Source organism: Actinomadura miaoliensis (assembly GCF_039536785.1).
GTDB lineage: Bacteria > Actinomycetota > Actinomycetes > Streptosporangiales > Streptosporangiaceae > Spirillospora > Spirillospora miaoliensis.
This window is the reverse complement of record NZ_BAAAZG010000070.1, coordinates 36,172-46,449: the sequence shown is the minus strand read 5'-3', so window position 1 is coordinate 46,449 and position 10,278 is coordinate 36,172. Positions and strand designations below refer to the sequence as shown.

The 10,278-nt window shown below is 77.6% G+C and carries 10 protein-coding genes; 1 reads left to right on the top strand and 9 read right to left on the bottom strand.

The window, feature by feature from the left end; translation table 11 throughout:
- From ABD811_RS40400 to ABD811_RS40375, 6 genes are all read right to left on the bottom strand, one after another.
- The coding region (locus ABD811_RS40400) for a hypothetical protein (protein WP_344958426.1) at positions 1 to 1,000 on the bottom strand (1,000 nt) is incomplete at its 3' end.
- Complete coding sequence (locus ABD811_RS40395) at positions 997 to 3,855, bottom strand: WD40 repeat domain-containing protein (RefSeq protein ID WP_344958424.1); 2,859 nt, start codon at positions 3,853 to 3,855, stop codon at positions 997 to 999. The genes ABD811_RS40395 and ABD811_RS40400, both read right to left, overlap by 4 nt.
- On the bottom strand, positions 3,852 to 4,757 hold the full coding sequence (locus ABD811_RS40390) for a hypothetical protein (RefSeq protein ID WP_344958422.1): 906 nt from the start codon (positions 4,755 to 4,757) through the stop codon (positions 3,852 to 3,854). The genes ABD811_RS40395 and ABD811_RS40390 overlap by 4 nt, the downstream gene beginning before the upstream one ends.
- Entirely contained in the window at positions 4,750 to 5,313 is a 564-nt protein-coding gene (locus tag ABD811_RS40385; RefSeq protein WP_344958420.1) for an RNA polymerase sigma factor, read from the bottom strand. Before ABD811_RS40385 ends, ABD811_RS40390 begins: the two co-directional genes overlap by 8 nt.
- Positions 5,314 to 5,318: 5 nt before the next feature.
- Positions 5,319 to 5,630 (bottom strand): hypothetical protein, encoded by a 312-nt coding sequence (locus ABD811_RS40380; RefSeq protein ID WP_344958418.1) that lies wholly within the window; start codon positions 5,628 to 5,630, stop codon positions 5,319 to 5,321.
- A gap of 149 nt (positions 5,631 to 5,779) precedes the next feature.
- Positions 5,780 to 6,490 (bottom strand): polysaccharide deacetylase family protein, encoded by a 711-nt coding sequence (locus tag ABD811_RS40375; protein ID WP_344958416.1) that lies wholly within the window; start codon positions 6,488 to 6,490, stop codon positions 5,780 to 5,782.
- 27 nt (positions 6,491 to 6,517) lie between these two features.
- Between ABD811_RS40375 and ABD811_RS40370 the strand changes: the two genes are divergently transcribed.
- Positions 6,518 to 7,759, top strand: a complete 1,242-nt coding sequence (locus tag ABD811_RS40370; protein WP_344958414.1) for an MGDG synthase family glycosyltransferase — start codon at positions 6,518 to 6,520, stop codon at positions 7,757 to 7,759.
- On the opposite strand, the gene ABD811_RS40365 is transcribed toward ABD811_RS40370, so the two are convergent.
- The 3 genes from ABD811_RS40365 to ABD811_RS40355 all read right to left on the bottom strand — a co-directional run bounded on the left by ABD811_RS40365 (position 7,687) and on the right by ABD811_RS40355 (position 10,154).
- Entirely contained in the window at positions 7,687 to 8,556 is an 870-nt protein-coding gene (locus ABD811_RS40365) for a DMT family transporter (protein ID WP_344958412.1), read from the bottom strand. The genes ABD811_RS40370 and ABD811_RS40365 overlap by 73 nt on opposite strands.
- Positions 8,553 to 9,422 (bottom strand): DMT family transporter, encoded by an 870-nt coding sequence (locus tag ABD811_RS40360; protein ID WP_344958410.1) that lies wholly within the window; start codon positions 9,420 to 9,422, stop codon positions 8,553 to 8,555. Before ABD811_RS40360 ends, ABD811_RS40365 begins: the two co-directional genes overlap by 4 nt.
- Before the next feature lie 192 nt (positions 9,423 to 9,614).
- The gene (locus ABD811_RS40355) at positions 9,615 to 10,154 is read right to left on the bottom strand and encodes a hypothetical protein (protein ID WP_344958408.1); all 540 of its coding nucleotides are present in this window, start codon (positions 10,152 to 10,154) and stop codon (positions 9,615 to 9,617) included.
- Positions 10,155 to 10,278 lie beyond the last annotated feature (124 nt).

Sequence of the window (10,278 nt, the reverse complement as noted above, 5' to 3'; positions counted from 1 at the left end):
CGGCGGCCACCCGGCGGCGGGGCGGCCCGGCCGCCGCGCGGACCCGGCCGGCCTCCTGGTCCGCCACGACCAGGCCGACCCCGCGCCCGACCACCCCGGCCGCGACGTCTTCCAGGCCGGGGACGGGCAGCAGCCGTCCGCTCGCGTCCAGGCGCGCGTGCACCAGCGAGCCGGCGTGCGGCCAGCCGGTGCGCCGCCACCGCTTCGGGATCGGGGAGCGCCGCCACAGCCACGCCAATCCGGCCGCGGCCGCCGCCCCGGCTTCGAGGCCCGGGGCGTCCAGCGCCGGGGTTCCGGCCTCGGTCAGCAGCCGCCAGCGCACCCCCGTCCCGGCCGGGGCGTCCTCACGCCCGCGCGCCCAGGCGAACGCGGTGCCGAGCCCGGCGTCCAGGACGCGTCGTGCGGAGGCGAACGCCATGGTCGCGGGGTCGGGCAGGACGCGGCTGAGGTCGTCTGCCACCTCGTCGAGGATCAGGGCGCCGACGCCGAGTTCGTCCGGGTCGCCCTCGTGCAGCAGCACTGGGACGCGGATGGAGCGGAGCGGGACGGCGGGGGCGCCGCGCAGCCAGTCCACCAGGTCGTCGGCCGGCGTTCCCGCGGCGTCGCTCTCCGGGTCGGACAGCGCCCACCATCGGCGCGCCTCGGCGAGCCGGCGGTCGGCGCCGGTTGCGCCGTGGTGCAGGTGGGCGCGGGCGGCGCGGGCCGCCGTGAGGATCGCGCGGGCGCGGGCGGCGACCTCCTCGCCCTCCTCGGCGAACAGCGCGAAGGCGAGTTCGCGCGGGGCGTGCGCAGGGGCGTCCTCGTCCTCGGAGTCGTCCAGGAACGGGTGGTCGCGTTCGGCCGCGTCCCGGCACGCCGCCACCCACAGGCCGCCCAGCAGCGCGGTGATCAGGCGGTCGCGTTCGTCTTCGGCGGCGGGGTCCTCGTGGAGGTCGGTCAGGCGCGTGAGACGGGCCGTCAGGTCGTCGAGCGGCCGTTCCGCCGCGGGCTCCCCGGTCATCCGCACTCCCCCTCGGGCGCGTCCGGCGCGGGCGCGGGTCTCCCGGCGAGGCCGCAGACGCGGCGCGTGACGTCGGCTTCGGACAGCGCGACGGCCTCGGCGTGCCCTCGGTAGGTGCCGAACACGGCGTACCGGCCGTCGCCGGTGAAGGCGGCGGACACGTAGGAGCCCGCGGAGGCGTCCTCTTCCTTGTCCGCGTCGGCCTCGACGCCGGGCATCGCCGCGACGGCCGCGCCGCTCGCGCCGTCGATCAGCAGCGCCTGGCCGTCCATCCCGGCGCTCGCCACCAGCGCCCGGTCCGGCGACAGCGCCGCGTCCAGCACGTTGGCGTCGTGACGGGCCGTGAACCGCGTGCGGACGGCCAGGTCCGCGCCGTAGCGGGCGTAGGAGCCGACGCCGAACCCCATGATCATCCCGTCGTCCGGGGCGGGCAGCACCACCCCGGCGTCGTTGGGCATCGCGGTCTGCCGGACGGGCCTGGTGGCGCCCGGCCGGAACGCCTGGACCAGACCGTCACGGCGGGTCACCACCAGGTCGCCGGAGCGGGGCAGGAAGGCCAGCGCGGCCAGCGGGGACGGGCGCGGCGGATCGAGCCGCAGCCACGGTTTCCGGGCGCCCGGCCGCCACAGGTGGACGACGCCCGACGGCCCGCCCGCGGCCAGCACGCGCCCGTCGGGCGAGAACGCCAGCCGGTAGACCCGGTACGGGTCGCCGGCCGGGGCGGGCAGCGTCCCCGCCGGAGACATCCCCGGGTAGCGCCAGAGCGTCACGGTGCCGTCCCAGTGCCCCACCGCCAGCAGGTCGCCGGCCGGGGAGAACCGGGCGGTCAGCACCCCGTCGTGCCCGCCCAGGCGCGCCGCGACCGCCCCGCGCCCGGAGCCGGGCCGTTCCCTCACCACCCGGCCGTCCTGGTGGAACAGCAGGACGGCCGTCCTGTCGGCCGGGTCGGGCAGGGCGGTCCAGACGGGGCCCGCCGGGTCGGGGGCGCGCGGCGGCCGCCAGAGGGTGATCGCGCCCGAGCCGGTGGCGACGGCGATCTGGCCGGTGCCGGGGCGCACCGCGAGGACGCTGGTCAGCGAGGTGAGCTGGCGCCGGCCCTGCAGCGCGTATCCCACCGGGCGGCCGGTGCGCAGGTCCGTCACCGACACGTCGGCGTTCTCGTCGGTCGTGGCGGAGCCGCCCGACAGGGGGAACGAGTGGCCCGCCGTCACGACCGTCCGGCCGTCGGAGCCGACCGCGACCGCGTACACGCCGCCCTTCAGGTCGACCGGACGGTACCGCTCGGCCAGGGTCGCGGTGTCGTAGGCGCGCACGCCGCCCTGGATGTCGGCGCTGACCAGCAGCCTGCGGTCCGGGCTCACCGCCAGTGCCGTGACGCCGCCCCGGAACAACGCGAACCTCTTCTTGATCAGCACGCGCGCCCGTCCGGTGCCGTCGCTGGGGAACGCCCGCAGGACGGGGTCGCCGGGCCGGGCTCCGGCGCTCGCGACGACGACGCTGCGGGAACCGGGGAAGGCCACGGCGGTCGGCGCGGTGGTGGTGATCCGGGTCGCCGGGCGGTCCGGCGCGACCGGCCGCACCCACACGCCCTGCCCGCGCACCCCGTAGGCGACGCGCGTGCCGTCCGGGGCGGCGGCGACCGCCGTGATCGCGCCGCCGGGCGCCGTCCCGATCCGCCGCGCCGCCCCGCCGGGACGCCAGGCCAGCAGCGCGCCGGTGCCGGTGCCGAGCAGGACGTCGTGGCCGCCCGGCAGGAAGCCCAGCGCCGTGACGGGCCCGCCGAGCGGCCCGCTGGTGGCGGTGACCTTCCCGGTGTCGGCGTCGCGTGCGGTGACCACCCCGTCGGACGCGCTGACGAGCAGGGCGCCGTCGGGGCTGTAGGCGAGGTGGCCGACCGGCCGCCCGGTCGGGATGACGCGGGTCAGGCGCGGGTCGGCGGCGGCGATCCGTACCAGCGCCCGCCAGGTGTCGGTGGAGCCGGGGTCCAGGCGGCGGGCCCGCAGCGCCGCGGTCGCCGCCCGTTCGGTCTCGCCCGTCGCCTCGGCGAAGGACTGGTTGACGAGCCGCCGCACCGTCCCGTCCTGCCGCGCCTCCTCCCGCTGCCGGTACAGCTGGCCCAGGCAGCCCGACGTCGCCAGCAGCGCGACCGTGGCCAGCAGCGCCAGTGGGGGCCAGGGGCGTCGCGGGACGCGGCTTTCGCGCACCGCCTCGGGGACCGTCGCGACCGGGACCACCGGCGGGCGCCCGCCGACCCCGGCGGCGCGGGCCTCCTCGGCCGCCGCCGCGGCGACCACCAGGCGGCCCCCGGCCGCCCGGACGGCGGCGGCCTTGGACTCCAGCCGCCCGACCGGGCCGAGCAGCCCGGACGGGTCGACCAGGGCGCTGACGACCGCGCGCCGGTCGAGCCGGCCGCGGGTGGCCCGGGTCAGCCCGAACAGGTACGCCAGGCCCACGGCGAACGCCGCCCCCGCCGATCCGCCGCCGACCTCGGGCGGCGCGCCGGGACCGTCCGCGGGGACGCGCAGACGCCAGGTGACCGTCCCGCCGCCCGGGTATCGCGGCTGGGCGGACGCCCACTTCCAGGCGTCGGCGGCCGCGCGCCGGAAGTCCTCGTCGCCCGGATCCGCCTGGCCGGCGGCGGGCAGCAGCGGCGCCGGCGGGCCCGGCCGCCTGTGCCGCCGGGTGGCGGGGCCCCGGTACCGCAGGACCAGGTCCCAGACCTGGGCCTGCTCACCGGCCGCGTCCGGCGCCACCGTGACCGGGATCGTCACGCGGCGGCGCGGGAGCCGGCGCGGGCGCGGCACCCAGGCCCGGCCGTCCCGCCAGGCCGCCGCGGCGAGCCGCCGGGCCCTCATCCCCGGTCCAGGAGCCTGCGCAGGGCCTCGCGGGTGGCCGGATCCGCCGCCCGTTCCAGGGACCGGGCCAGCAGGCCGGCGTCGAGCCGGGCGGGGTCGCGGACCGGTTCGGGCACCACGGCCAGCGCGAGCGGCCCGGACGGCGGCCCCAGCCTGAGCTCGCCGCTCGCCCTGCCGGTGGCCGCGCGCCACACCAGCGGCACGGCCAGCGGCTGCCCGGCGAGGCTGACCACCAGCACCGCGTCCGCGTCGGCCTCGGCGTCCGACCGCGCGACGAGCGCGGTGGACATCCGCCCGGTGGCGCGGTTGCGCTTCTCGGTCACCGTGACGGTCTGGCCGCCGGGCAGCCGCGCCGCCGTGCCGCCCGCGTCGCCGTGGTCGGCGGCCACGAAACGCGCCGCCGCCGGAACCCGCAGCGCCTCGGCCTCGGCGCGGCCGGAGCGGACCGTGACAGCGCCCGGCACCGCCAGCCGCGCCCCCTCCGCCCGCCGCACCGTGAACGACGCCTCGCCCGACGCGTCGAGCCTGCCCAGATGCGTGACGCCCCGCTCGACCAGCGCCAGCGGCAGCCCCCGCACCGCGCCGGGCTCCGCCCTCACCCGGATCTCGGCGCCGCGCGCCGTCACCGTCACCGTGAGCGGGCCGCTGCGGCCGATGGCGCCGCCGGGCGCGTCCCAGTCCCCTTCCAGCGCCTCGACGGCGGCCGCCAGGTGGGCGCCCAGCCGTTCCCGCTCCCGCGGCCCGGCCTCCCGGCCGTCCAGCCACCGGTTGAACCGCTCCAGCCCGGCCCGCACGTCGAACCGCGCCTCCAGCTCGCGCGCCGCCTCGGCCTCCCGGAACAGCGCCGCGAAGGTCTCGTCCTCGCGCCCGTCGCCGTCGTGAGCGCCCGTCACGTCACTCACCGCGCTCTCCTTCCCGCTGGAGGACCGGCCTCTCGCCCGCGTACATCGCCCGCGCCGCCGCTTCGCGCAACGCCACGCGCGCCTCCTTCAGCAACTGGCTGACCCGCCCCTCGCTCACGCCCAGCGCGCCGGCGATCTCCCGGTTCGACCGGTCGTGCAGCCAGCGCAGCTCGGCGGCCTGCCGCCGGCGCGGCGACAGCCCGTCGATCGCCCGGCGGAACTCGGCCAGCACCAGGCCGCCCACCACCTCCCGCTCGACGGTGTCGTCCCGCGGCTCGACGCCCGCGTAGTCGGAGGTCAGCACCACCCTGGCATGGTCGGCGCGGTCCAGCTCGTCGAGCATCCGCCGGTACGCCGTCGTGTACAGCCAGCGGCGTCTGCGTTCGGGGCCGGCCTCCCGGAGATCGCCCCAGTTCTCGACGGCCTTCTCGAACGTCGCCTGCACCAGGTCCTCGGCGCGCGGGCCGTCGCGCGTCCGGCGGCGCAGCCAGGCGTACAGGCCCGGCGCCTCGGCCTCGTACAGCGCGTTGAGCTCCGCGCGGTCGCGCTCGCTCATCGCGGCTACGGGCGACGCGGCGGCAGGGCGGCACGGCGCGCGCCGCCGGGCGGCTCCGGGCGCTGCCCGTCACCGATCCGGACCCACATCGCGGGGCCCCCGGGCCCCTCCTCCTGCACGACCACGGTCCCTCCCGGCGCCTCGCGATAGGTCACCCGAAGAGTCTCGCGCCGTGCCCGCTCCGCGAGGAGGCGATAGCCGAAAACGGCCACGAGCAGGGCCAGGGCGGCGACCCCGGCCTTCCAGGACGCCAGGTGGGCCCCGAGGGCGAAGGCGCCCTCCGGCCAGCCCGGCCGCGACACCAGGGGAATCCTCATGCCTGCTACGACGGTCGAGCGGCACGGAACTTTAGGGCGCCCGCCGGACGGCGGTTTGGCCGGCGGTCCATCGGGCAGACGGGTGGAACGTGTGGTGACGCACCGCCACCGGACCGGCGCGTGCCGTGTCCGGTGGGCGGGCGGCCCTCTCAGCGGACGCCGTGCTCCCGCAACGGCCCCACCCGCAGGCCGAGGTCGGCGCAGCGGGCCACCACGTCGGGCAGGGCGCCGAGCGCCGCCCGCCAGGAACCCGGAGCGGAGGTGCAGTCGGAGTCGTGGAGCAGGACGGTGGCCCCGCCCCGGATGCCGGGGGCGAGCGTGGCCAGGACCGACGCCGGCGTCGCCGTGCGCGTCCAGTCCTTGCCCCACGCCGTCCACAGCACCGGCCGCAGCCCGCGACGGCGGGCCGCCGCCAGCGCCTCGGCGCTCAGCACCCCGTAGGGGGGCCGGTACCAGACCGGTTCGGTGCCGGTGACGGCGGCGACGAGGTCGGCGGCGCGGGCGACCTCGGCGGTCACCCGGCCGGGGCGGGTCACCAGCGAGTTGCGGTGCCCCCAGCCGTGCACGGCGACCTCGTGGCCCTCGGCGGCGATCCGGCGGCCCAGCTCGGGGTGGCGGCGCAGCATGTCGCCCAGCAGGAAGAAGGTGGCCCGGCACCCGAGCCGCCGCAGCTCGTCCAGGAACAGCGGGGTCGACCGGGGGTCGGGCCCGTCGTCGAAGGTCAGGGCGACGTGCCCGGCGTGGCCGACGCCCGCCAGCCCCGGCAGGCGGCGGCGCACGACGGGCAGCCAGGACGCGGCGGGCCCGGCGTGCAGCAGGGCCAGGCCGGTGAATCCGAGTGTGAGCGCGGCGCGGGCCATTCCCTCCAGTCTGCGGGAAGCCGGACGGTGACGCCAGCACGACACAGCGTGCTGATCGTCAGCGCGAGCATGGGCGCCGGGCACGACGGCGTCGCCGCCGAGCTGGCCCGGCGGCTCACGGCGGCCGGCGGCGCCGCCGAGGTGGTGGACCTGCTGGACCTGCTGCCGCTCGGGCTGGGCGGCGGGCTGCGCCGGTGGTACGGCTGGATGATGCGGTCGGCGCCGTGGGTGTACGCGCTGATCTACCGGGTGTTCTTCGTTCCCCCGCCGCTCCGGGAACCGGACGGCGGCGGCCCCGCGCCCCGCGCCCGGCGGGAGCGGCGGGCCCTCGCATGGGACTCGCCGTTGACGGTGCTGGCCGCCGCGCGCCTGCGGCGGCTGGTGGGATGCCGCCGTCCGGGCGAGGTCGTCACCACGTTCCACGTGGCCGCGCAGGCGGCCGGGCGGCTGCGGGGCCGCGGCCGGCTCGCCGTGCCGAGCACCGTGCTGCTGACCGACTTCGCCGTGCACCGGATGTGGCTGCATCCGGGCAACGACCGCTACCTGTGCCCGTCCCCGTCGACCGCGCGGCGCGTGACCGCGCTGACCGGCCGTCCGGCGGCGTGCTGCGCCCCGCTCACCGGCCCGGCGTTCCACCGCCCGCCCGGCCGTCCGGCGGCGGTGCCGCGGGCCCGGGAGCGGCTCGGCGTACGGCCGGACGACCGGCTGGTGCTGGTCTCGGCCGGATCGTGGGGGGTCGGCGAGGTCGCCGAGACCGCCCGCGTCCTGGCGGGTTCGGGACGGTACCTGCCCGTCGTCCTGTGCGGCCGCAACGAGCGGCTGCGACGCCGCCTGGCCGCCGTCCGGCCCGGCCTGGCCCTCGGCTGGCGCGACGACCTGCCCGCGCTGATGGCGGACGCGTACGCGCTGGTCGACAACGCCGCCGGGCTGACCTGCCGGGAGGCGTTCGCGGCCGGGCTGCCGGTGATCTCCTACCGGCCGATTCCCGGCCACGGCCGCGACGGCGCGCTGGCCATGGCGCGCGACGGGCTCAGCGTCCACGCCGACGGCCCGCGGGACCTGCTCGCCGCGCTCGACCGGCTGGCCGGCCCCGGGGAGCGCGCCCGCCTGGTCGCCGCCGGCGCCGCCCTCTTCGCGGAGCCGTCCGCCGAGGCGCTCCTGCTCGGCGGCGCTTCCGCGCCGGCGCCGGGCGGACCTCAGTCGCAGACGTCCCCGCCCCCGGCGTGGTCGCGCAGCGGCCGCGTCTGGGCGAGGTGGATGCTGCCGTAGAGGATCAGGCCGATGCCCAGCAGTTCCAGGACCACCCAGCCGCCCAGGCGGATCGACTCGCCGAACAGGCCGACGCCGTAGGCGATGCTGGCGACCGGGTCGGTCACGTTGAGTCCCGGCTGCACGGCCACCAGCGAGCCGCTGCGCAGGGCGTCCTGCAGCAGCACCAGGCTCGCCAGCCCCGCCGCCACCATGGCGTACAGGGCCCACGACGTCAGCACCGAGGACGCGCCGCCGGGGATGGCGCGGGTGGCGTCCTTCATGAGCGCGGCCGTGAAGGAGAACCCCAGCCCGCTCGCCACCGCCAGCAGGACCGCGCGGCGCGCGCCGCGGACCCCCCGCGACGACGCCACCAGGAACGCCATCACCCCGACCGTGACCAGGATGGCGATCGCCCACTCGACGCGGTGGGGCGTCCGCGTGCCGTGGGCCGGGCTGGCCGCGGCGAGCAGGACGGCCAGCCCGACGGTCATGGCGCCGACGGCGATCCAGGACTCGCGGTCGAGCCTGCGTCCGAGCACCAGCCAGATGAAGGCCATGGTGAAGGGCAGCTCGGTCACCAGGATCGGCTGGACCAGGGCGAGCTGGCCGACGGTGAGCGCCCCGGCCTGGAAGAGGAACCCCGCGATCAGCGCGAGGATGCCGAGGAGCCAGCCGGTGTCGCGCACCAGGCTCAGCATCACCGACATCTGGAAGGAGTCGCCCGGCGCGACCGAGCGCGCCGCGCGCCGTTGCAGCACCGACGACAGGGCGTTGCTCGCCGCGGCGAACAGGGCGAGGACGATCGCGATGATCATGACGGACCGTCCCCCGTGGTCACCGGCTTGCCGGGATAGCGGGCCCGGCCCAGCACGACGATGCCGAGCACGACCATGCTCAGCCCGGCGACCTCGGCCGCGAGCGCGCCCGCGGTCATCTGCAGGCGTTCGGCGAAGACGAAGACGCCGAGGACGATCCCGACGATCGGTTCGGCGGCGGTGATGGCGGGCAGCGAGATCGCCAGCGGGGCGGCGTCGAACGCGCTCTGCGCCAGCAGCAGCGACACCACGGCGATGGCGACCAGGGCGTACGGCTGCCAGTTCCACAGGCCGGCGGCCAGGCCGCCGCCGCCCAGGGCCTGCAGCGTGCCGTGGGTCAGCGCGTCCTGGACGCCGAACATCATGCCCGCCGCGGCGGAGAACAGCATGGCCTTGGTCCGCAGCGAGCACGGCGCGGCGAGCAGGGCCAGCCCGGCGGCCAGCGCCAGCACCACCCCGGCGGCCAGCCAGCGCGGCGACGTGGGGCCCGCCGCCTGCCCGCCCTGCGGCCGCCCGAACACCAGGAAGCTGGTCACCCCGCCGGTGACCAGCACCGCCCCCCACCAGGCCGCGTGGCTCAGCCATTCCTGGTAGACCGCGTGCGCGATCAGGAAGGCGAAGATCAGGTTCGTGGCCAGCAGCGGCTCGACGCTGCCGAGGTCGGCCCCGGTCAGCGCCAGCGCGCCCAGCACCTGGCCGCAGACCATGGCGGCGATGCCGAGCAGCCACACCCGCTTGCGGATCAGGTGGGTGAGCAGCCGCAGGTGCATCATCTCGTCCAGCGGCTCGCGGTAGGCGACGTGCTGCTGGGCGACGAATCCCGCGCCGATGAAGCAGGCCGCCGCCAGTGCGAGCGCGGTGCTCATCGGCCCCCCGCCGGAATCATGGGGGGCGTCGTACCCCTCCCGCGCCGCTTCTCACCGGCCACACCCCCACTGACCTGGCGATTTACCACATGCGGGGCAGCGGAGGGGCAGGGCGTGGAAGTGGTCTTCGCGCGACGCGGTCAGCAGGTGCGGGACGTCGGAGGAGTACCGATGACGCGGTGGGCACTCCGCCTAATTGCGCCGGGCTTCCGTGCCGGAGGTCATTTCCTGCCCGGAGGAATCCTCGGCGCTTTCCTTCTCGTTCGACGGCTCCGGCGGAAGCGACGGTTCGGGGGCGAGCCAGCCCGCCACCACGATTCCGTAGAGAATGTGGTCGACGGCCACCACGGCGCGCCAGAGGGCGGGGCGACTGCGGGTGTGGCGGACGCCGAGAAGCGGCGCGATTCCCAGTTCGAACGCCAGCCAGATCGACAGGCCGTAGACGGGGCCGGCGGCGCGGTGCAGCCTCACGCGGCGGGGCAGCAGGCCGAACATCACACCGCCGCCGGTCCCGTACGCCCAGTGGGCGAGTTCGGTGACGGCCTCCCGCTGGCGGCGCGGCAGCCGCCGGATCCGACCGGGGGCGTGCTTCTCGAAGATGGCCTCGGGCGGGCTCTTCTCGTAGCTGCCGACGGCCGCGGTGACGGTGCGGATGCCGGTCATCGCCATCGCGGCGACCAGCCCGCGGGCCGCGGAGCGGGCCAGCGTCGGACGCGTTTCCTCTCTGCGCACTCTGCGACCTCCTGACGGGAATTCGGCTCGGCTGGGGTCTGCCCGCCGTCCCGCCGTGCATTCCCCCATATTCCGCTAGGTGCGCTCGTCACCTATCGTCCGGCGCCACTTACCCGCCTTGGAG